Annotated in this window: 22 protein-coding genes; 7 read left to right on the top strand and 15 right to left on the bottom strand. The window is 54.5% G+C overall.

Features of this window, described 5'->3' with window-relative positions; translation table 11 throughout:
* Positions 1-40: 40 nt before the first annotated feature.
* The 8 genes from H7U36_RS04025 to H7U36_RS03990 form a co-directional block, all read right to left on the bottom strand.
* Positions 41-1,039 carry a LacI family DNA-binding transcriptional regulator gene (locus H7U36_RS04025; RefSeq protein ID WP_205155737.1) on the bottom strand — a complete coding sequence of 333 codons (999 nt, stop codon included), beginning with the start codon at positions 1,037-1,039 and terminating at the stop codon, positions 41-43.
* A gap of 195 nt (positions 1,040-1,234) precedes the next feature.
* The gene (locus H7U36_RS04020; protein WP_191428414.1) at positions 1,235-2,158 is read right to left on the bottom strand and encodes a substrate-binding domain-containing protein; all 924 of its coding nucleotides are present in this window, start codon (positions 2,156-2,158) and stop codon (positions 1,235-1,237) included.
* Between the two features lie 22 nt (positions 2,159-2,180).
* Complete coding sequence (locus H7U36_RS04015) at positions 2,181-3,116, bottom strand: ABC transporter permease (RefSeq protein WP_205155736.1); 936 nt, start codon at positions 3,114-3,116, stop codon at positions 2,181-2,183.
* Positions 3,109-4,599 (bottom strand): sugar ABC transporter ATP-binding protein, encoded by a 1,491-nt coding sequence (locus H7U36_RS04010; RefSeq protein ID WP_205148330.1) that lies wholly within the window; start codon positions 4,597-4,599, stop codon positions 3,109-3,111. The genes H7U36_RS04015 and H7U36_RS04010 overlap by 8 nt, the downstream gene beginning before the upstream one ends.
* A 17-nt stretch (positions 4,600-4,616) precedes the next feature.
* Positions 4,617-5,027 (bottom strand): D-ribose pyranase, encoded by a 411-nt coding sequence (rbsD, locus tag H7U36_RS04005; protein ID WP_205148331.1) that lies wholly within the window; start codon positions 5,025-5,027, stop codon positions 4,617-4,619.
* On the bottom strand, positions 5,024-5,920 hold the full coding sequence (gene rbsK, locus H7U36_RS04000; RefSeq protein ID WP_205148332.1) for a ribokinase: 897 nt from the start codon (positions 5,918-5,920) through the stop codon (positions 5,024-5,026). The genes rbsD and rbsK overlap by 4 nt, the downstream gene beginning before the upstream one ends.
* 225 nt (positions 5,921-6,145) lie before the next feature.
* Positions 6,146-6,649 (bottom strand): pyridoxamine 5'-phosphate oxidase family protein, encoded by a 504-nt coding sequence (locus H7U36_RS03995; protein WP_205155735.1) that lies wholly within the window; start codon positions 6,647-6,649, stop codon positions 6,146-6,148.
* 29 nt (positions 6,650-6,678) lie between these two features.
* Positions 6,679-7,650 (bottom strand): dipeptidase, encoded by a 972-nt coding sequence (locus H7U36_RS03990; RefSeq protein WP_205148334.1) that lies wholly within the window; start codon positions 7,648-7,650, stop codon positions 6,679-6,681.
* Between the two features lie 59 nt (positions 7,651-7,709).
* Between H7U36_RS03990 and H7U36_RS03985 the strand changes: the two genes are divergently transcribed.
* Positions 7,710-8,459 carry a gamma-glutamyl-gamma-aminobutyrate hydrolase family protein gene (locus H7U36_RS03985; protein WP_205155734.1) on the top strand — a complete coding sequence of 250 codons (750 nt, stop codon included), beginning with the start codon at positions 7,710-7,712 and terminating at the stop codon, positions 8,457-8,459.
* Positions 8,460-8,475: 16 nt separating this feature from the next.
* Here the strand turns inward: H7U36_RS03985 and H7U36_RS03980 are convergent, their stop codons facing one another.
* From H7U36_RS03980 to H7U36_RS03970, 3 genes are all read right to left on the bottom strand, one after another.
* Positions 8,476-9,813 (bottom strand): MATE family efflux transporter, encoded by a 1,338-nt coding sequence (locus H7U36_RS03980; RefSeq protein WP_205155733.1) that lies wholly within the window; start codon positions 9,811-9,813, stop codon positions 8,476-8,478.
* Positions 9,814-9,856: 43 nt separating this feature from the next.
* Positions 9,857-10,285 carry a MarR family winged helix-turn-helix transcriptional regulator gene (locus H7U36_RS03975; RefSeq protein ID WP_033125107.1) on the bottom strand — a complete coding sequence of 143 codons (429 nt, stop codon included), beginning with the start codon at positions 10,283-10,285 and terminating at the stop codon, positions 9,857-9,859.
* A gap of 247 nt (positions 10,286-10,532) precedes the next feature.
* On the bottom strand, positions 10,533-11,501 hold the full coding sequence (locus H7U36_RS03970; RefSeq protein ID WP_205148337.1) for a Gfo/Idh/MocA family protein: 969 nt from the start codon (positions 11,499-11,501) through the stop codon (positions 10,533-10,535).
* Between the two features lie 186 nt (positions 11,502-11,687).
* Here H7U36_RS03970 and H7U36_RS03965 point away from each other — a divergent pair, with 186 nt between their 5' ends.
* The 3 genes from H7U36_RS03965 (at position 11,688) to H7U36_RS03955 (ending at position 13,779) form a co-directional block, all read left to right on the top strand.
* On the top strand, positions 11,688-11,870 hold the full coding sequence (locus H7U36_RS03965) for a hypothetical protein (protein WP_033125053.1): 183 nt from the start codon (positions 11,688-11,690) through the stop codon (positions 11,868-11,870).
* A gap of 64 nt (positions 11,871-11,934) precedes the next feature.
* Entirely contained in the window at positions 11,935-12,192 is a 258-nt protein-coding gene (locus H7U36_RS03960) for a spore coat protein (RefSeq protein ID WP_033125106.1), read from the top strand.
* Between the two features lie 300 nt (positions 12,193-12,492).
* Positions 12,493-13,779 carry an aspartate aminotransferase type Ic gene (locus tag H7U36_RS03955; RefSeq protein ID WP_191428392.1) on the top strand — a complete coding sequence of 429 codons (1,287 nt, stop codon included), beginning with the start codon at positions 12,493-12,495 and terminating at the stop codon, positions 13,777-13,779.
* Between the two features lie 74 nt (positions 13,780-13,853).
* Here H7U36_RS03955 and H7U36_RS03950 read toward each other — a convergent pair whose 3' ends face one another.
* Positions 13,854-15,146 carry a cytochrome c biogenesis protein/redoxin gene (locus tag H7U36_RS03950; RefSeq protein WP_191428391.1) on the bottom strand — a complete coding sequence of 431 codons (1,293 nt, stop codon included), beginning with the start codon at positions 15,144-15,146 and terminating at the stop codon, positions 13,854-13,856.
* 146 nt (positions 15,147-15,292) lie between these two features.
* On the opposite strand from H7U36_RS03950, the gene H7U36_RS03945 reads away from it, so the two are divergent.
* Entirely contained in the window at positions 15,293-16,627 is a 1,335-nt protein-coding gene (locus H7U36_RS03945; protein WP_191428390.1) for an MATE family efflux transporter, read from the top strand.
* Here H7U36_RS03945 and H7U36_RS03940 read toward each other — a convergent pair.
* Both H7U36_RS03940 and H7U36_RS03935 read right to left on the bottom strand, forming a co-directional pair.
* Positions 16,624-17,994: an MATE family efflux transporter gene (locus tag H7U36_RS03940; RefSeq protein ID WP_243425722.1), complete on the bottom strand. Its 1,371-nt coding sequence runs from the start codon at positions 17,992-17,994 to the stop codon at positions 16,624-16,626. The two genes, H7U36_RS03945 and H7U36_RS03940, sit on opposite strands and share 4 nt — an antisense overlap.
* 3 nt (positions 17,995-17,997) lie before the next feature.
* Complete coding sequence (locus H7U36_RS03935; protein ID WP_205148338.1) at positions 17,998-18,438, bottom strand: MarR family winged helix-turn-helix transcriptional regulator; 441 nt, start codon at positions 18,436-18,438, stop codon at positions 17,998-18,000.
* 309 nt (positions 18,439-18,747) lie between these two features.
* On the opposite strand from H7U36_RS03935, the gene H7U36_RS03930 reads away from it, so the two are divergent.
* Together H7U36_RS03930 and H7U36_RS03925 are read left to right on the top strand one after the other, a co-directional pair.
* On the top strand, positions 18,748-20,061 hold the full coding sequence (locus H7U36_RS03930) for an MFS transporter (protein ID WP_191428388.1): 1,314 nt from the start codon (positions 18,748-18,750) through the stop codon (positions 20,059-20,061).
* Positions 20,062-20,138: 77 nt separating this feature from the next.
* Positions 20,139-20,660, top strand: coding sequence for a methyltransferase family protein (locus H7U36_RS03925; protein ID WP_191428387.1), 522 nt, complete (start codon positions 20,139-20,141; stop codon positions 20,658-20,660).
* Between the two features lie 49 nt (positions 20,661-20,709).
* Here the strand turns inward: H7U36_RS03925 and H7U36_RS15365 are convergent, their stop codons facing one another.
* Complete coding sequence (locus H7U36_RS15365) at positions 20,710-21,696, bottom strand: pyridoxamine 5'-phosphate oxidase family protein (protein ID WP_330637026.1); 987 nt, start codon at positions 21,694-21,696, stop codon at positions 20,710-20,712.
* Positions 21,697-21,701 lie beyond the last annotated feature (5 nt).

Here is a 21,701-nt window from a genome sequence, read left to right as displayed (position 1 = left end):
TCCCATATTTCTTGTTTTACCTTTTATTTTATTCTCTCTTCTATTTCTTCTGCTCTTTTTTCCTTCTCGTCGTATCCCGCTCCACCAGCTTCACATCGAACACATTCTCCTGCAGGAACTCCTCCCCCTCCACGTGCCGGATGATGATGCCTGCCGCCAGGGAGCCCATCTCCCTGATAGGCTGGGACACTGTGGTCAGCTCTGGCGTGCACATCCTGCTGAATTTGATATCGTCAAATCCAATCAGCTGGATCTCCTCCGGTATGCGCCTGCCCCGGGCCGTAAGCTCCTTGTATACAGAGATGGCCACCATATCGTTGCAGGCAATGATGCCATCTGTGTCCGGGAATCTTCGCATCAGCTCGCCTGCTGCCCGCCGTCCGGCCTCATAGTCGTAGGTGCAGTTCACGTGCTGTTCCTTCAGACCGTATTTTTCGCATATGTCCAGATAGCCCTGGTAGCGCTGCCGGCCGCTGGAATAGGCCAAAGGTCCCTGCAGACAGACGATATTCTTACATCCGCACTCCACCAGATGCCGGGCCGCCAGACGCCCGCCCTTATAGTGGTCCGCCTCGATAAAGGCGGTGCCGCTCTCACCCTTCAGCTTTCTGTCCACCACCACCACAGGGATGGGGCAGTCCCCCAGCACCCGGCTGGTGCTGTCGCAATTGGTGGTGATGATGATCCCGTCCGCCTTCATCTGGACAAGCATCTGGATATTCATCATCTCCTTTTGCGGATCGTCGTCAGAGTTGCACAGAAGGATCCGGTACCCGGTCCGGTATGCCTGCTCCTCCACCGCCTTGGAGAGCTCACTAAAAAACGGATTCTCAATGTCCGGGACGATCACGCCGATCATCCGGGACGACTTTTTGTAAAGGGCCCGGGCCAACTCATTGGGGCGAAAGCCTGTCTTTTCTATGGCCTCCAGCACTCTCTGCCTTTTTTTCTCATCCACGTTTGCGGTGCCGTTCATCACCCGGGAAACAGTGGCGGGGGACACACCTGCTATTTTTGCCACTTCTCTGATACTGGTCATATATGGTCTGTTTGCTCCTTCCGTTTTGAAACCTGTTTCATACCCTTTATTATATTTTTCGCCCAACAGTCTGTCAACCCGGCCCGGCAGGGATCCGGAAAAGGCAGACAATAAGCCGAAATACCCGGCAGAACCGCATCAGTTCGCCGGGTATCTCTTTTTTCCTGTTGGTTGCTTTTTGTCTAGTTTTTTCTTTTACTTTGTGATCAGCTCCACCTCAACCGGGATCTCCTTTTCCACTGTCTCGCCGTTTACCAGGCTGATGGCTGTCTCCACCGCTGTAGCGCCCATAAGGTCTGGCTTCTGTGCAACGGTTGCTGCCATTCTTCCCTGCTGGATGGCTGCCAGGGCATCGTCTGTGGCGTCAAATCCCACTACCACAATGTCCCTGTTTCCGATGGCCTCCACCGCGCCCAAGGCCATCTCGTCATTGTGGGCAAACACGCCCTTGAGATCCGGCTGAGCCTGGAGGATGTTCTCCATGACAGTCATTCCCTCTGAGCGGCTGAAGTTGGCTGTCTGGCTGGACACAACGTCGAGCTGCTCATCTGCCACAAGGTGGAAGCCCTCTCCTCTGTCGATGGTGGCGCTGGCCCCGGAGGTTCCCTGGATCTCCGCTGTCTTTGCCCCCTCGCCGATGAGGCTCACCATATACTCTGTGGCCATCCTGGCTCCCTCCACATTGTCGGAGGCAATGGCACAGTCCACGTCCACTCCGTTGACTACGCGGTCCACGGAGATGACCTTGATTCCCGCCGCGACCGCGTCCTGCACGGCCGGAGCCACTGCGTCAGAGTCCACCGGATTGACAATGAGGACGCTGATATTTCTGGAGATCAGATCCTCGATATCACTTGTCTGCTTTGCCGCGTCATCGCCGGCGTCCACCACGATCAGATCTGCTCCCTCCTCCTCGGCCTTTGCCTCGGCGCCTTCGCTCAGAGTCACAAAAAATGGATTGTTCAGTGTGGATACGGAAAAGCCAATGCTGCCGTTTCCCCCGCTTCCTCCCTCTGTGATACTCCCCTCTTCGCCGTCGATGGTGATGGCGTTGCAGCCGGCCAGCGAAAATCCCATGACTGCTGTCAGCAGAAGTGCTGCCATTTTCTTTATTTTCATCATTGCTCTTCTCCTTTCTCTCCTAGCGTTTTCTGTCGGACAGCACCGCGATCAGGATCACGATACCCTTTACCACATCCTGGTAGTAGGATGAAACGCCCAGGATGTTCAGCCCGTTATTCAGGACAGCGATGATCAGTACGCCGACAAAGGTTCCCCAGATGCGTCCCCGGCCGCCGTTCATACTTGTACCGCCAAGAGCCACCGCGGCGATGGCGTCCAGCTCATACCCGTCTCCCAGGTTTGGCTGGGCAGATCCCAGTCTGGACAGGAGAATGAGTCCGGACAGCGCTGCCATACCGCCGGAGATGGCATAGACGGCAAGCTTTGTCCTGTGGATGTTCACACCCGCCAGCCGGGCTGCTTCCCGGTTGCTTCCTGTGGCGTACACTCTTCTGCCGAATGTAGTCTTCTCAAGAATGAACATAAAGAGGGCGAAAATCAGGATAAACAGGATTACAGGGATGGGAATGTGATAGAAATTCCCCTTTCCCACTACCTTTAAGGTAAAGCTGTCTCCCAGGTTGGAGATGGGCTTCCCGTCCATGAAGATCATGGTCAGTCCCCTGTAGACTGTCATAGTCACAAGGGTAGCGATAAAGGGCTGCAGTCTTCCCTTTGTGACAAGGATACCACTGATAAAGCCAAGTCCTGTCCCGATCACCAGAGCCAGCAGCATGGCAGCCCCCACGGGCATCCCGTTTGATATAAATCCCGCGCACAGCGCAGTGGACAGAGCCAGGACAGAGCCCACGGACAGGTCAATGCCCCCGGTCAGGATAACGCAGGTCATTCCAAATGCGATCAGTCCGTTGATGGAGGACTGCCTCAGCAGTGACAAAAAGTTTCCCACAGTCCGGAACTCCGGGCTGATGATACCGATGACTACCACTAAAAGGATCAGCGCGATCAGGGCGCCCAGATCCTGTATCTTATTGATCGTTTTCTGCTTATTCATTTAAATTCCCTCCTGTCGCCAGGATCATGATATTTTCCTGGTCCGCCTCTTCCTTACTCAGAATTCCCCGCACAAGTCCCTCTCTCACTACCATGATGCGGTCCGCCATTCCCAGCACCTCCGGGAGCTCCGAAGACACCATGATGATCGCCACGCCTTTTGCGGCAAGGTCATTGATGATATTGTAAATCTCCTTTTTTGCGCCTATATCCACGCCTCTGGTGGGCTCGTCCAGGATCAGCACCTTCGGATCTGTGTAGATCCACTTTGCGAAGACCACCTTCTGCTGATTTCCGCCGCTCAGTCTGCCGCACTCGTGCTCCGGCCCAAAGCATTTGATATGTAGTTCTTCGATTCCCTTTTGCACCAGCTCCCGCTCCTCTTTTTTCCTGAGAACGCCCCTCCTGGAAATGCGTCCCAGATTGGCGAGGGAGATGTTCTTGCGGATGCTCTCCTCCAGCATCAGGCCCTCGGTCTTGCGGTCCTCGGTGATAAAGCCGATACCGTTTTTCATGGCCTGCCCGGGATTATGGTTATGTATTTCCTCTCCGTTCAAAAAAAGCTTCCCGGTGACATGGGGCATATTTCCGAAGATCGCCTGCATGATCTCTGTTCTTCCCGCGCCCATCAGGCCTGATACGCCAAGCACCTCCCCGGCATGGACTTCAAAGGACACATCCTTAAATACGCCCGGACAGGTGAGTCCCTCTACCTTAAAGACAACCTCTCCGATGCTGGCTTCGCGGAGGGGGTAACGCTCTCCGATCTCCCGGCCGATCATCATCTTCACCACATCGTTCATATCCGTGTCCTGGATACGTTTTGTATCAATGTAGGAGCCGTCCCGGAGCACAGTGATCCGGTCGCAGAGCTCAAAGATCTCCTCCATTCTGTGGGAAATGTAGACGATGGAGACGCCCTTTTCCTTCAGCGATCTCACCACCTGGAACAAAACCTCCGTCTCACTCTGGGTCAGCGCCGCGGTGGGCTCATCCATGATTATGACTTTGGCGTCCACCATAAGCGCCTTGGCGATCTCGATCATCTGCTGCTGCCCCACGGACAGCTCGCTCATTCTCTGCTGTGGATCAATGGACACGCCCAGTCTGTCCAGGATCTTTCTGACCTCGGCCCTCATAGCCTTCTTGTCGCACACGCCAAACCGGCCGTGTATCTCTTTCCCCAGGAACATATTTTCCTCCACTGTCAGATCAAACAGCACATTCAGCTCCTGGTGAATAAAGACAATCCCCGCCTTTTCCGCTTCCTGCGGATTTTTGTAGTACACCTCCTGTCCGTCCACAATGACCTGCCCGGCGTCCTTTGTGTAGACTCCCGTCAGGATCTTCATCAGGGTGGATTTCCCCGCGCCGTTCTCGCCCATCAGCGCGTGGATCTCACCGTGATCCAGCAGAAATCCGGCTTCCTTAAGAACCGCGTTGCCGCCAAAGGACTTGTCAATTCCGCGCATCTCAATCTGCATGGTTCTCCCTCCTCTTCCTAAAAAATGCATCCCGACTGCAGGATGATATTTGCATAGGGTGTCGTCTCTCCTGTCCGAATCACTGCCCTGCAGTCTCTGGTCAACCGTTTCAGCTCCTCATGGGGAACGAACTCGATCATCTCCCCGTCAATCCCCTCTCCCCGCAGATATTCCTCTATTTCTTTGAGCAGAGCGGGGCTTTTCTCTTTGATCTCCTCCGCCAGGATGACCTTCTCAATCTTCATGTCAGCGCCCGTCTCACAGAGCACATCCATAAAGGAGGGAAGTCCGAACCGCAGGGCCAGATCGATGCGCCTGGTGCCCTCCGGAATAGGGAGACCGCAGTCCCCGATGCAGATCCTGTCCGTGTGTCCCATGTGAGCCAGGACATCCGCCACCTCACTGTTCAAAATACCGTGTTTTTTCAACCTATCTTCCCCCCTAATTCTCGCTCCACTTCCTCAGCAGAGGGCATCCCGCTCTGAGCGCCGAACTTTTCTGTGGAAAGTCCTGCCGCTGTATTGGCGTACACAAGGGCGTCCCGGATGTCATCGCCAGCGCAGATCCGCACACAGAAGGCTCCGTTCAGCGTATCGCCTGCCCCTGTCGTGTCTGCCACCTCTGACATTCTCGCCGGTACCCGCAGGATTTCCCCGCTCCTTAAACATGTCACCACGCCTCTGGATCCCTGGGTAATGACCAGCTTTTCCGGATATTTCCTGAGCATATCCTCCGTGTCCTTCTGCTCTCCGAAAATCAGCACTGCCTCGTGCTCATTGGGGGTCAGGTAAGTCACCATATCCACGATCTCCTCCGGAACAGCGGCTGCCGGCGCCGGGTTCAGCACGACCGGGATTTTCTTTTCGTGACACATTTTCACGGTGTAAATGACTGTCTCCAGAGGGATCTCGTGCTGGAGCACCACCATGTCATATTTTCCCAGCTCACCGCTGATGCTGTCCACATAGGCCTGATCCACTTTCCCGTTTGCGCCCGGAACCACTACGATTGTATTGTCATTTTCCGCCACTGTGATCATGGCCAGCCCTGTAGGGACTCCCTCCAGGACCCGGACGTGATCTGTTCTGACACCTGCGCCCTGCAGGTTTTTCAGGAGGAGCTTCCCGTTGTCGTCATCCCCCACGCATCCGAACATCTCCACCTCAGCTCCCAGTCTTGCCATGGCCACCGCCTGGTTGGCGCCTTTTCCTCCGGGTATGCGGCTGATGCTGTCCGCCCGGAGCGTCTCTCCCTTCAGAGGAATCCGCTCTGCCGTCACTGTCATGTCCATATTGATGCTTCCCACTACTGCAAGTTTCATCCCATGTCTTCTCCTTTCATTTCCTCTTTTCTTGAAACCGGTTTCAGATCTTTTGAAAAAGTAGGATCTCCATCTGAGATCCTCTTCGTTTCATCGCATTTCCGGTCTCGTTCTTTCTTGAAACCGGTTTCAATTTCTGGCTATATTATAGGTCTACTTCCCTTTCCTGTCAATCTGTTTTGTTCTTTTCGTCAGACATGCACATTTTTCAGGTTTATTTTTTGTCTATTTTTCACAATCCATTTGTTCTTTTACCAGCTCAATGGCCTCTTTTCCTGTCATGTGGTCAATGGTCATCTCCAGCATGCACAGGGGCTTCCACTCCCGGTCAATGGCCGCCGCCCGGTCCTGCGGTGTGCTCCGGGGCGCATACTTTTGGGCCAGCTTTTCTATTGCCTGACGCTTTTCTGCCTCATCCTCCATGACCCGAACCCGGCCAAAGGCGATGACGCTCCTGAAATAGGTAGTGTACTCCTCCGGCACGATCCTGTCCTGATCAATGACACAGAAGGAAGCCTTCGGCTCCGCTGCGATGGCATCCAGCTTGTGTCCGCTTTTCGCGCTGTGAAAATAAAGCTTCTCCCCGTCATACACGTAGCTGATGGGCACCGCATAAGGGTATCCGTCATCTCCCGCCAGCGCCAGCACGCCGGACGTGCCCCTCTTTAATATTTCCCCTGCCTCCTTCTCTGACAGGAGCTGTCTTTTTCTTCTCATTTCTCGAAACATATGTCCTCTTCCCTTTCTCAATGCCTGTTTTATCTTTCCTTCCAGATTCGGAGGGCGTTTTTATACCAGATCTTATCAAGCTGACTCTCCGACAGACCCTCCTTCTTCAGCGCCTCCCACAGTCTTCCCATGCACCCTGTGTCGGGAATATCCATCCTTTTCATCCCGTCGAAGCCGTCAAAATCTGTCCCGATGGCGGGAAGATCCTCTCCCCCTGCCCGGAGCATGTGAAGCACGTGGGCCGTCATCTCCTCCAGCCGGGACTCCTCCGGCGTGCCAAGGAAGGGGCCGTAAAGATTAAGGCCCGTCACGCCGCCACGCTCTCCCAGAGCCCGCAGCATTCCATCTGTCAGGTTCCGGGGGTGGGCCGCCAGGGCGCGGCAGTTGGAGTGGGTGGCCGCCACAGGCTTTTTGCTGCATTTCATGACATCCCAAAACACGCCGTCAGATGCGTGGGAGACATCCACGATCATGCCCAGCTCGTTCATCCTCTCCACGACCCGGACGCCAAAGGGCGTCAGCCCCCGTTCCATGACAGAGGGCTCCCGGCTGCCTGGGGCGCCGATACAGTTCTCGTAGTTCCAGAGGAGGGTGATGAGCCGCACATCCCTTCTGTAAAGCTCCTCCAGGCGCTCCAGGCTGCCGTTCAATATGCCGCCCTCCTCCACAGTGAGGATTGCGGCTGTCTTTCCCCTCCTGCGGATGGCTTCTATATCCCCCGGCTCCGCTGCGATCTCAAGCCGGCCGCCCCACCTTTCTGCCTGCTCGTGCAGATAATCTGTCATAGCCAGTACACGGCGGTACCCCGCATTGTACTGCTCCGCGGAGGTATTTCCCTCCATGGCGTCCCTGTAGGCAAAGCAGGCAAAGAACTGGGCGAGGGCTTCCTCCTCTTCCAGCTTCCGAATGCTGACAGATCCGTCATTTTCCAGGAGATCCCCCTCTCCTCCCAGGTCCAGAAGTCTCCACAGCGTGTCGCAGTGCAGATCGATCAAATTCATGTCTTACCTCCTCCTTTCGCACATATACTATACTACATTATTTTTGAGGAGGAAAGCGTATGACTCCTGTTCGTACCTCTGCCGGAACTCCTGTGATCGGGATCGTCACCTGTGGCTTTGCAGGGAACCGCCAGTTTGTCACAGACAGCTACATTTCTTCCGTGTGCCGCGGGGGAGGCTGCCCGGTCCTTCTGCCCTGCGTGGAGAACGGGAACCGGAGACTGATGGAGGTCATGGCCTCCTGCTGCCACGGATTTCTATTCTGCGGCGGCGGGGACATCACCCCCTTTCTTCTGGACCGCCCTCCCCTGTCTCCCTCCGGGGAGACGGACATAAAAACGGACATATTTCAGATTCTTTTCTTGAAATATGTCCTTTCCACGTCAAAGCCCGTCCTCGCCATCTGCCGGGGCATGCAGGTTTTGAACGCCGCCTGCGGCGGGGAGCTTCTCCAGGATCTCTCCTTAAGGGAGGAGCCGGTCCTGAACCACATGCAAAGATCCCGGCTGCGCAGCGATTTCTGCCATACTATCTCCGTCAAAAAAGATAGCATCCTATATAAAATCTTTGGAGAAACCACAGCTGTCAACAGTTTTCATCATCAGGCAGTCCTGACGCCGGGGGAAGGGCTCACAGTCACTGCCAGGGCTCCGGACGGAATCCCCGAGGGGCTGGAGATGCCCTCCCACCCCTTTGTCCTGGGAGTCCAGTGGCATCCCGAGTGCATGACCCGGTCCCTCAATATGCGCCGCCTGTTTCTCGCCTTTGTGGATGCGGCAAGAGGACAGGACAGCAGGGAAGGGAGATAACAGCGGCAGGTCATTTTTACAGAGATTTCCGGATCCTTCTCCAGATGATGATGGAGAGGAGCACCGCAATGTAATCTGTGATGGCCTGCCCGTAGATCACTCCGTTCAGACCGGCCACCGCCTGCAGCAGATAGAGGAGAGGGATAAGAAGAACCCCCTGTCTCATGACCGACAGGATCGTAGCCGGCAGGGCGTGTTCCACAGACTGCATGCAGTTCATGTTAACGAAGAGGATGCCGATAAAGGGGCCGGAGACCATGTAGGCCACCAGCATCTCCACGCCGTAGCGGACCACGTCGCTGTCACTGATAAACAGGCGGATGATGGGCTCCCTCGCCACAAAGAAGAGGACCGTGGCAGCCACACCCACGACAACGCAGCATTTCTTCGTAAAGCTCTCCACCTCCCGGAACCGGGCTGTGCTGCCCGCCCCATAGCTGTAGCCGAGAAGAGGCTGGACGCCGTTTGCAAGTCCCATCTGGAGGAATGTGATAAACATATTTGCCTTGAACACAATACCGATAGCTGCTACCGGATCATTTCCGTAGGCCACAAGGATCTGGTTCAGCACAATGGTGGACACACTCATGAGGGCTGAGAAGATGGCTGTCGGAAGGCCGGTAGAACAGACTCCCTTCAGTATGCCGTCCCCACAGTTGAAATCCCTGGGGCTCAGGGACATGGACACAGACTTTCTCAAAAAGTACCACAGGTAGTAGGCGCTTGCCATGACATTTCCAATGGTGGTGGCAATGGCCGCCCCGGCAGCTCCCATGCCAAAGCCGAATATAAAGAGGGGATCCAGCACAATGTTGGCGATAGTCCCGATCATGCTGCCGATCATAGCCTCCCTGCTGGCTCCCTCCGCCCGGACCACAAAGCTGGCAGCGGCGGACCAGATGATAAAGGGGGCTCCAACGGCCACGTAAATCGTGTACCCTCTCGCATACTCATAGGTCTGGGCATCCGCTCCAAAAAGAGACAGGATGGGACCGGTGAACACAAGAAGAACCACAGCGAAAAACACGCCTACAATGAGAGAGGCGTAGGTGACAAAGGAGGATACCTGCCGCACTCTTCTCTCATTTTTCTGTCCAAGGGCCATGGAAGCGGCGGCACTGCCGCCCATGCCGAACATGTTTGCAAAAGCCATAAAGAGGATAAAGATGGGGTTCGTCAGACTCACAGCCGCCACCTGCAGGGCATCGCCGGTCTGTCCCACGAAAAAAGTGTCCGCCATATTGTAGAGCACGGTCACAAGACTGCTGATGACGCTGGGAATAGCCATCTTCGCCACCGCGCTGGACACCTTCATAGTTCCCATCCAGTCCTTTTCCAGTTCATTTTCCTTCATTTTCTGCTCTCTCCTTCCAGTTTCATCTATTGTGCTGTCTGCTTTACCTGTAATGCTCATCAAGATTTTTCAGCATTTTTCCCGCAATCTCAAGAAATGTCTCCTGCTCCTCCCGGGAAATGCCCCGCAGGAGGAGGGCCTCCGACTCCTCGATCTCCCGCCTGAGCGCCTCGTGGATCTTCTCCGCCTTCTTGGTGAAGACAATCCGCTTCCAGCGGCCGTCCTCCTCGTCCGGAACACGGCAGATCAGCTCCCTTTTCTCCAGGGCTTTAAGTACCTCCGATGCGGTGGGCGGCCGCAGTCCGAACTCCCTCTCTATATCCTTCTGGTAGACCTTGCGCTTCATGCCCTCCACCAAAATGTAATCCAGTATATTCCCCTGGGAACCGCTGATCCCCACTGATTCCTGCACCGCCATAGAGCGCCTCCTGAGCCGGTTGGAGATCATGTTGATCATTTTTCCTGTTTCCACACACAACACCGCCTTTCTTCTGCGCAGCTCCGAAACTCACCTCAAATCCGGTAAAGTCCCGTAAATTCGGGCCATTTATTTATTTAGGTTCCTAAGTATTATAGTGTCAATTGTCGCTATTGTCAAGAAAATATGCAGTCTGACACACCAGACCGGGCACAATTATGCACCAGTAGATGTAAACGCAGACGTAATGCTTTTAAAAAGCATTACGTCTGCGTTTACATGTGCATCTACATATTTTCCTCTATTCAAACGGATATTTCACGCCCCAGTCGGCCCGGAGGGCGTCCATCCACTCCATGATCCGCAGCGTCTCGGCGTGGGGCATCTCCTCGCATTCCAGCTCTCCTGCGGCGATGGCGCGCCGGCAGGCCTGAACCTCGTACTCGTAGCCTGTGATCTGCTCCGGCACTTTTATCTCCCGCACAAGATGGCGGTCCGGCGCATAGATTTGAATTGTATCAATATTGTTAATATTGCAGGCAATCATATACCCCTTTGTTCCATAAATAATCCCGTACTGCTCTGTATCCGCCCACATGCCTGTGTGGAGCACAGCCAGCTTTCCGTCCCTGTAGGTGAGGATGATAGCGTCCTGGCCATCCACGCCTGTGTCGGTCTTCACGCACTCAGAGGTCATTTTCACAATGTCGTCCCCCAGCACCATGCTGGCAAAATTAAGGGTGTAGACACCCACATCCAGAAGAGCGCCGCCGGCAAGGTCAGGTCTTAACATCCTTTCTTTATCTGTCAGCTCATATCCCAGATTGGCGCTGATCATCTTGATCTCTCCCAGTTCCCCGGAGGCGATGATGTCGTCGATCATCTTCCGGGAGGGCATATATCTTGTCCAGATGGCCTCTGTGATAAACACCTTCTTTTCCGCCGCATAGTCCAGCAGCTCCCTGGCCTGGGCCGCGTTGGCTGTAAACGACTTTTCGCAGAGTACCGGCTTGCCGTAGGAAATACACAGCTTCCCATGCTCCAGGTGATGGGAATGTGGCGTGGCTATGTACACCAGCTCCACCTCCTCGTCAGCCAGCATCTCCTCGTAGGAGCCGTATGCCTTTTCCACATGATTTTTCCTGGCAAATTCCTCCGCCTTCTCAAGGCTCCTGGACGCCACGGCGTAAGCCTCCGCCTCCTTCATCCCATTTAATGTCTTTGCCATGGTTGCTGCGATCCGGCCCGCCCCCAAAATACCTACCTTCATATTCTGTCTGTACCTCCTGTTTCCTTATTAATGATATCTGTCTGTAATATATCACCTGCCGCCCGGGAAGTAAAGACAGAAGCTGTTCGACGCGTCCATATGGCAGGATTTTTTTCGTATCCTGTATATTTTCTCCTGTTTTCCCAAACACTAACAGCGCAGTACACAAAAAGGAGGTAGAAAAACATGTCTGAAATATCTGTTCTCGACCTGCAGAACCTGCGCCATCTCATCGGCGGCTACGAGACCAGCTGTCAGAAAATGTCAGAGTACGCCAGCATGGCTCAGGACGCTGAAGTAAAAAAGCTGTTCCAGGACGCAGCCGACAGCGCCATGCAGAACAAGCAGGAGCTCCTTCGCTTTCTGTAGGCTCTGCCTGCCGGAAGCCAAAGACAGAAAAAGGAAAAAATAACAGCGAGGAGGAAAGAAAATGCTGAATGAAAAGACAATGGTTGCGGACGCCCTTGCCGGAGTGAACGGGGAGCTCACCCGATTTGGCGAGATGATCCCACAGACAGAAAACAAGGAGCTGAAGCAGTGCTTAAAGCAGATGCGGAACGCTTGTGAAATGTCCCAGGAAAAGCTCTACGATCTGGCCCGCGAGCGCAGCTACTATGTGCCCGCCGCCAAGGCGAGCCAGCAGGAGATCGAGCACGTCCGCTCGATTCTGACCCAGCCGTCCATGAAATAGGCGGATCATCCTTTGCAGCGCGTGGCCGGAGCGGACGCCCTCGGCCACGCCGCCTACATACCGGGATAGCCCGGACAGGCCAGAGCTGCGTCCCCCTCTTTCCCATCCGCTCCAGTCGCTCCTCTCCCTCCTGCAAAATGAATGAAAAACGCTTATAAATTTCATTTTTCTTGATATTTCTTACGAATTTCCTTATTAAATGGATATTTTTTGCAGGAAACGATTGACGGGCGTTCAGTTTGCCGCTACAATGGTAACATTGAGTGAAAAATGAGAAAAATGATGATGGAGGATGCAAGGATGGCAGCATATGAAGAATTGTCAAAAGAGGAACTGTTGAAAATCAAATCTGAACTGGAGGCTGAGTTTGAGCAGGTAAAAGCCCAGGGGCTGAAGCTGGATATGTCCAGAGGAAAACCGTCCACAGAGCAGTTAAATCTGTCCATGGGCATGATGGATGTTCTGAACAGCAGCTCTGACCTTGTGTGCGAGGAAGGCGTAGACTGCCGTAACTACGGCGTTCTGGACGGCATCCGGGAGGCGAAGCAGCTTCTCGCCGATATGATGGAGGTCCCGAAGGACAATATCGTGATCTTCGGCAACTCCAGCCTGAATATCATGTACGACACCATCGCCCGCTCCATGACCCACGGCGTGATGGGAAGCACCCCATGGTGCAAGCTGGACAAGGTAAAATTCTTATGTCCCGTCCCCGGCTATGACCGCCATTTCAAGATCACAGAGTACTTTGGCATTGAGATGATCAATGTGCCCATGACTCCCACCGGCCCGGACATGGACATGGTGGAGGAGCTGGTGAGCACTGACCCGGCCATCAAGGGTATCTGGTGCGTTCCGAAATACTCCAATCCCCAGGGCATCACCTACTCTGATGAGACTGTGCACCGCTTTGCCAAGCTGAACCCGGCCGCGGAGGACTTCCGCATCTTCTGGGACAACGCGTACGGCATCCACCATTTATATGAAGATAAACAGGATTACCTCATCGAGATCCTCATGGAGTGCAAAAAAGAGGGGCATCCGGATATGGTATACAAATTCTCATCCACATCCAAGATCAGCTTCCCCGGCTCCGGCATCGCCGCTATCGCCGCCTCCACAGCCAACCTGAAGGCGATCCGGGAGCAGATGAGCATCCAGACTATCGGTCACGACAAGGTGAACCAGCTCCGCCACGCGAGATATTTCAAGGATATCCACGGCATGGTACAGCACATGAAAAAGCACGCGGACATCATGCGTCCCAAGTTCGAGGCTGTCCTCTCCACTCTGGAAAGAGAGATCGGAGGCCTTGGAATCGGCTCCTGGCTGTCCCCGAGAGGAGGCTACTTCATCTCCTTTGATGCCCTCCCGGGATGCGCGAAGAAAATCGTGGCAAAGGCAAAGGAGGCGGGCCTGATCATGACAGAGGCGGGCGCCACCTTCCCCTACGGAAAGGATCCCCAGGACAGCAACATCCGCATCGCTCCCTCCTACCCCACAGCCGAGGAGCTTAAGGTCGCCACAGAGATCTTTGTCCTCAGCGTCAAGCTGGTGAGCATTGACAAGATCCTTGAGAGCAAATAAAAAGCAAGATATAAATGTACAAAAACGTGCGCAAAGAAGAAATCTCCTTCCGCGCACGTTTTCTTTTTCCTCTCTCAGCTCTCTTTGGCTCCCTCCAGCGTCTGCCGGATGATGCTCTCCATGTTCTCCCGGCTCAGGGCGCCGCTGACATAGCCGTACACCTTCCCCTCCCGGTCGATCATGTAGGTGGTGGGGTAGGCGCTGATCCCGAACATGGCACTCACCTCCCCTGTCTCATCCATAAGAACCGGGTAGGTGTAGCCATTTTCTTCCATGAAGCTTATCACCTCTTCCTTTGTCCCCTCGCCTCCCAGCCCCGGCGTGGCGACACTCAGGAAAACAACCTCTGCCTCCTCTCCCATAGCTTCGTATTCCTGGTAGAGGGCCTGGATATCCGGCATCTCCATCCTGCAGGGAGAGCACCAGGTGGCCCAGAAGTTCAGGAAGATGACCTTCCCCCTGTAGTCGGAAATGCTGTGCCGCGCGCCGTACTGATCTGTCAATGTGAACTCCACCGCACCGGAACTGCTCTCCTGGTCAGTGCCGTCCTGCTGACTGCCCTCGCCTCCGCTCTCCTCTCCATCGCTCTCGCCGCCATCCTCTGTATTTTCGGACACACGCTCCTGGCCCGTGTCTCCCACGCCGGACAGATAGCCCGTGATATCATTCATTTTCCCGGTAAACATCATAAGTCCCATGAGGATCATCAGCACAGCACCGATCTTGACCGTGTACTTTACAATATTCATATGCCTCCTGAAAAGCTTCAGAAGGGAGGTGGTGAAAATGCCCACCGCCAGGAAGGGCAGGACAAATCCCAGGGTGTAGACGCCGATCATGAGAAATCCCTTCGCCCTTGTGCCGGCGGAGGCCGTCATGAGGAGTACACTGGATAGGGCCGGTCCCACGCAGGGCGTCCAGGCAAAGCTGAAGGAAAAGCCCATCAGGAGGGCTGTCACAGGGGACATGGCCATCCGATCCAGGTGAAAGGGCAGCCTGTGCTCATTTCCCAGCAGTCTCGAGGAGCCGAACACCCCCAGCTGGTAGAGCCCCAGGGCGACGACAAGGATACCGCCCGCCTTTGCGAACATGCTCTGATAATCTCTGAAAAAGCTGCCCGCCGCGGACACGCCAAACCCCAGCAGAAAAAAGGTAAAGCTGATGCCGAGGACGAAAAATACGGTGTTTACCAGTACCTTTCCCCTGGGATAGTGCCAGACTCCCTCCTCATCCTTCACTCCTGTCCCGCCCGACAGGTAGCCGATGTAGAGCGGAATGAGGGGGAATACGCAGGGGGAGAGAAAGCTCAAAAGCCCCTGGATCAATACTGTCAAAGCCGGAATACTCACATCCAGATCAAAACCCATAGAAACCTCCAAAGGGCGGCCCGGGCCGCCAATAATTTTCTCCTATCATATCTGTTTTTCCCCATACCGTCAACCGCTATCCTGCATTGACACACACTGTTTCCCTCCCTATAATAGAAAATAGTGCATTTGGGAGGGAAATTTTTATGCAGGAAAGCAAACTTCTGACAGGCAGCATCACAAAGAGCCTGCTCATCTTCGCACTGCCCATGATCGCGGGAAATCTCCTGCAGCAGTGCTACAATATCGCGGACACCATCATCGTGGGCCGCTTTCTCGGGGCGGACGCCCTGGCGGCAGTGGGGAGTGCCTACACTCTGATGACCTTTCTTACCTCTATCATCCTGGGGCTCTGTATGGGCAGCGGCGCCTCCTTTTCCATCAGCTACGGCCAGCAGGATTTTGACCGGATGAAGTCGGGCATCTTTCAGTCCTTTGTCTTTATCGGCGCGGTGACAGTCGTGCTGAACGTGGCGGTCTTTGCCGGCATCCGGGGAATCATCTGGTTCCTGCGTGTCCCCGGCTCTATCACAGGATTGATGGAGGATTATCTCCTTGTCATATTCGCAGGAATTGTCGGGACATTTCTCTACAATTATTTCGCCTGCCTGCTGCGGTCCATCGGGAACTCCAGAGTCCCCCTCATCTTCCTGGCTGTGTCCGCGGTGATGAACATTGTGCTTGATCTGGTGTTTGTGGTTGTCTTTTACTGGGGCGTGGCAGGGGCTGCCTTTGCCACCATCCTCTCCCAGTATGTGTCCGGCGTCGGTCTTGCCGTCTACACAAGGATCCGCTTCCCGGAGATGATGCCCGGGAAGCAGCACAGAAAATGGGACCACAAAATCTTCCACGAAATCACCAGCTTTTCCTTTCTCACCTGTCTCCAGCAGTCTGTCATGAATTTTGGCATCCTCATGGTCCAAGGGCTTGTCAACAGCTTCGGCCCTGTCATCATGGCGGCCTTCGCGGCGGCGGTGAAGATCGACTCCTTCGCCTACATGCCGGTACAGGACTTTGGGAACGCGTTTTCCACCTTTATCGCCCAGAATTACGGCGCAAAAAAAGAAGACCGGATCCGGAAGGGAATGAAGAGCGCTTTCCTGTGCGCCTTCTTCTTCTGTCTCATCATCAGTCTTCTTGTATGTGTCTTCGCCAAGCCTCTGATGCAGATTTTTGTGTCTGCCGGAGAGACGGAGATCATCGCCGCCGGCGTCCACTACCTTCACATAGAGGGCTCCTTCTACTTCGGCATCGGTCTTCTCTTTCTCCTCTACGGGCTCTACCGGGCCATCGCCCGGCCCGGCATGTCCGTGGTGCTCACAGTCATCTCCCTCGGCACCCGGGTGGCTCTTGCCTACATCCTGTCCGCTGTCCCCTGGATCGGGGTCACCGGCATCTGGATGTCCGTCCCCATCGGGTGGGTGCTGGCCGATCTGACAGGGGTGCTGTACTATATCCACATTTCGCGAAAGAGGAACTAGGGTTCCTCTTTTTTCATGAGCTTTTTAAACTCCCTGTAAAACAAAGTAGACGTAGTCAGCACCGCGATGGCGTCCGCCACCGGCTCCGCCAGGAACACGGCGAACACCTTATCCTCCAGAAGAGCCGGGAGAATGTAGATCAAGGGGATGAGCACGATGATCTTCCGGAAAATAGCCAGGAAGGCGCTGACTCTGGAATTGCCCAGGGCGATGAAGGACTGCTGGCAGGAAATCTGGATGCCCATCAGGAGCACGGAGCCCATGTAAATCCGCAGGGCCCACTTGGTCAGCTCCGCAAGCTGGGCGTCATTGGTAAAAATGGCCACAAAGAGTCCCGGCACAAGCTGCACTGCCGCCCACAGCACAAAGGCGAAGGTAAAACAGCAGATCGTCTGGATCTGGAAGGCCTTCTTCACTCTGGCCATGTTTCCCGCGCCGTAGTTAAAGCTGATGATGGGCTGTCCGCCCTGGGTCAGGCCCTGCAGGGGCAGCATGGCAAACTGCATGACGCTGGACAGAATAGTCATGGCTCCCACCGCCAGATCCCCGCCGTACTTCAGCAGAGAAGAGTTAAAGCACAGAAGCAGGATGCTCTCCGTGGACTGCATGACAAAGGGCGCCACGCCAAGGCCCACGCAGGGCATGAGAAGAGACAGGCGGATGCGCAGGTTTTCTTTTTTCAGCCTGAGCACGGTCTTTTTCCCGCACAGGAACCAGACCGCCCACACGGCGCTCAGCGCCTGAGACAGGATGGTGGCCAGGGCTGCTCCCGCCACGCCCATGTCAAACAGGAAAATGAACACCGGGTCAAGCACAATGTTGGTGACCGCCCCGATCACCACGGTGAGCATGCTGATCTTGGAAAATCCCTGGGCGGAGATAAAGGCGTTCATGCCCAGCGTCAGCTGCACAAAGATGGTTCCAACGGCATAGATGCTCATGTACTCCTTGGCGTAGCCTATGGTATCGCTGCTGGCGCTGAAAAGATAGAGGAGGGGTTCCTGGAAGAGGAGCACCGCCGCCGTCAGGATGACAGCTATCACGATCAGGGCCGTAAAACAGTTCCCCATGATCTTCTCCGCGGTTTTGTTGTCCTTTTTTCCCATGTAGATACTGGCTCTGGGCGCTCCGCCCATGCCGATCAAACTGGCAAAGGCGGATATGATCATGATCAGGGGGAAGCAGACCCCCACTCCCGTCAGAGCCGTGGAGCCGATCTCCGGTATGTGCCCGATGTACATCCGATCCACCATGTTATAAAGCGCATTCACGAGCTGGGATGTGATGGCCGGCACTGCCAGCGTCATCAGAAGTCGCCCTATGGGCTCCTCTCCCAGATTCACTTCTCTCGACATCTCCATCTTCATTGTCTATCTCTCTCCTTTTTCTGTAAATCTGTCAAGAATTTTCGTCATAGTCGCCTCCATCTGGTCGATCTCCTCCTGGGAAATCCCCTCCAGAAAGGCTTCATTGATCTTTTTTATCTCCCCCTGCAGTCTGCTGACAAGAGGCGCTGCCTGCTCTGTCAGACAAATTCTCTGAATCCTCCTGTCCCGCTCATCCTGCCGGCACTCCACCAGTCCTTTGGCGGCCAGGGACTCCAGGCTCCGGCTCACAAGCCCTTTGGAGACGCCCAGGATGACCCGCAGCTGGCTGGCCGTGTCAATGGTCCGGTTGTTGGACAGGAGAATAAGTATGGAAATCTCATTGGGTGAAAACCGCTCCTCCTCGAATTTTCTGTTCAGTTCATTGGCATACACCTGCCGAATCTGGTTAAAATAGCCAAGCATGGCCTCCACTGTTCTCTGCATGTCTCTTCCCCCGCAAGGTCACTATAGTTTACTTGTAAACAATATGTAGTGTATAACAAAAGGCGGCATCTGTCAATGCCGATGTTGTCATAAGGAGACGTTTCCGGTATAATAGCAGATACACGACACATATGCGCACTTTCTGAGAGAGGAGGCATCCACGTGAGGCTTTGTATTGCAGCTGCTCCGTGCAGAGTCTGATCCCGGACGGGACTGACACGGAGCTTTGTCAAACGGAAAATACTGCCGTCCGGAAAGGGCTTTGCACTTTTGATCTGTTTTATCAAAAAAGAGAAAAGGAGCAAAGTCATGATACAAAAACTGAATACTTTATTTAATGGATTACATACATTTATCATCCTCTGGGCCACCCAGGGATTCTCAGCCCTTGGCAGCTCCATGACGAGCTACGCCCTTGTCATATGGGCCTACCAGCAGGAGGGATCGGCTCTGGCCTCCTCCCTTCTGACTGTGTGTTCCTACGCCCCCTATGTGCTGCTGAGCATTTTTGCGGGAGCCTTAAGCGACCGCTGGAACAAAAAGCTCACCATGCTGGTGTGCGACAGCTTTGCGGCTCTGTGCACGCTTTCCGTCCTGGCCTTCCTTGCGACCGGACGCCTGGAGCTTTGGCACCTCTATGTGGTCAACGCCTTGAGCGGTCTTGGGAACACCCTGCAGCAGCCCGCCTCGGATGTGGCGGTGAGCCTTTTGACTCCCAGAGAGCAGTACCAGAAGGCAGCTGGGATGCGGGCCTTTTCCAACTCCCTTGTGACTATACTGGCGCCGGTTTTCGCCACAGCCCTTCTGTCGGCCCTGGGCATTTACGCGGTCATTGCCTTTGACCTTCTCACCTTCACGACAGCCTTCCTCTGTCTGGTCTTCTTTGTGAAGATACCGGAGCGGGATCTGTCCAAAGGCTCTGAGGGACAGTCGTCTGTGCTGGTGGCTGCCGGCCAGGGCCTGCGCTACCTGGGGGAAAACCGGGGGATCCTGGATCTCATCCTCTTTCTGGCCTCCATCAACCTGGTGGCCTCGGTGTACAATGCGGCCCTTCCCGCCATGCTTCTCTCCAGAAACGGGGGAAGCCAGGGGGCGCTGGCATTGGTATCCGCATGTACAGGCCTGGCAAATGTGGCAGGCAGCGCCATCGTCACCTTCCTGCCGGCACCCAGGAGCCGGGTCAGAGCCATCTGCCTCTCCCTCCTCTTTGCCATGAGCACGGAAAACTTTCTTCTTGCTCTTGGACGGGGCACCCCTGTGTGGTGCCTGGGAGCTGTCCTTGGCTGGCTCTTCATCCCGGTCATGAACACCAACATGGACGCTCTCTTCCGCACCCACATACCCTTGGAGATGCAGGGGCGGGTCTACTCCGCGAGAAATACTCTGCAGTTTTTCACCATACCTGTAGGCTATCTGCTGGGCGGTGTTCTCGTAGACCGGGTCTTTGAGCCCTTTATGGCAGGCCAGGACAGGGGCAGCATCCCGTCCATCCTGTTTGGCACTGGAAAGGGATCAGGCGCAGCCTTTCTGTTCTTTGTGATCGCATTTGCAGGCATACTGGTATGCCTCTACTTCCAGAGAGACAGGCATATATGGGAGCTGGAGGGCAAAAGAAACGATTAAATTTACACCAATAAAATGTGCAGGCGCAGACTTCTTGGTCTGCGCCTGTATGCCATACATTTCCAGGAGGAAACAAAATGAACGGATTTATACTGCTGCTTCCCTTTTTCTTTATCAGGTTCGTCGTCCTGGCATTTCTTGATAAAGCCTCTCTACAAAGAGCAGCCATGTTTGCACCCCTGAAGGGAAACGAAAAACCAGCTTATTACATATATCAGTTGACAAATGCAGGAATTATTCTCTATCCTTTCTTCCTCACAGTAAAGCCGGCTCTGTCCCCGTTCTTCCTCCTTGGGCTCATCTGCTATCTTCTGGGACTGCTCCTCTGTCTGGTCACGGTGGCGGCCTTCGCCTCGCCGGGTGAAAACGGGCTCAACACTGACGGAATTTACCGCTTTTCCCGCAATCCCATGTATGTCTCTTACTTTTTCTGCTTTCTTGGGATAGCGCTGCTGACCAGGTCACTGCTCCTGCTCGGGGTCGTCCTCCTATTTCAGGTCAGCGGCCATTTCATCATCCTCTCCGAGGAGAGATGGTGCCGCGAGAAATTCGGGGCGGCATATGAGGAGTACTGCCGGAAAGTGCGGCGGTATATATAAATATATATGAGTAAGGTCAGCTCCTGCGGCCAAACAGGCAGGTCTCCTCTCATTCCCCCTGGTATTCTGTCAGGGAATACCTCTCTCCTTCCGCTTCAAACACCTCTTCAAAGGGCAGGCCCTCCCGGTAGATCCATCTCTTGATGTAGACCGGGCTCATCACAAACAGCCTCTCGTTTTTCAGGCCGGAATACCTCTCAAAGGAGCCGGGAAAATGCTTTCTGTACAGTCCGGCAAATCTCTCATTTTCCATGGGATGTCCCAGCTCCCTGCAGACGCCCTCAATCTGTATATTGTCCATGCACAGAGCCGCCTTCTTATTCTCCGCAAGCTGCCTGTACTTGAGGAAGGTTTGGTCTGTCTGAAAATACAGAAGCCCCTCCATCTGGATAATGCTCATCATCCTGGAGGAAACTCTGTCTTTCGCGGCAGTGGAGAGCACCATCTTCTTCGCCTCGCCAAAGGCTGCCCAGAAAGAGCTCTGCTGCCTTCGAAACTCATTTTCATGGTTCCTGGCGTACTGCAGGAGCTCCGGCGTCCCGGACCAGTACCGGACGCCCCAGTGTTCAAAATCCCATTCCTCCATATAGTCGTTGCACTCATAGTCAATATAATATAAGACGCCCTCCCGCAGGATAAAGTTGGTGGGAAAATAATCGATGTTAAGTCCTGCCGTGCCGAGGCGGAGGCACATGTCTTCGACCTGCTCCTGGCAGATTTCCGGCAGCACACCTCTAAGCACGAGGTCATACACGGTCTCTCCCTCTATGAACTCCTTGACGATCCTCTCCTTCTCCCGATCCACGTCCAGCAGCTCTGGCATGGGAATTCCAATATTTCTCAGTCTTTTATAGTCCTGCAGCTCCGACTCCAGCTTATCCCCGAACTGGTAGTAATCGCAGGGCTCATGGTGGATCTGCTTTAAGACCACGTAGTTTCCTCCCGCAAGGGCCAGGTAGGAATAGCCGCCCTTCCCTTTCCCCAGAAGCTTCAGCATCGTGTACTTTGTTCCGTTTACAATGACTGTCTGTTCCACGCTTT

The sequence above is a fragment of the Faecalicatena fissicatena genome, from assembly GCF_016900595.1.
Taxonomy (GTDB): domain Bacteria; phylum Bacillota; class Clostridia; order Lachnospirales; family Lachnospiraceae; genus Claveliimonas; species Claveliimonas intestinigallinarum.
This window is presented reverse-complemented; position numbering and strand designations above follow the sequence as displayed.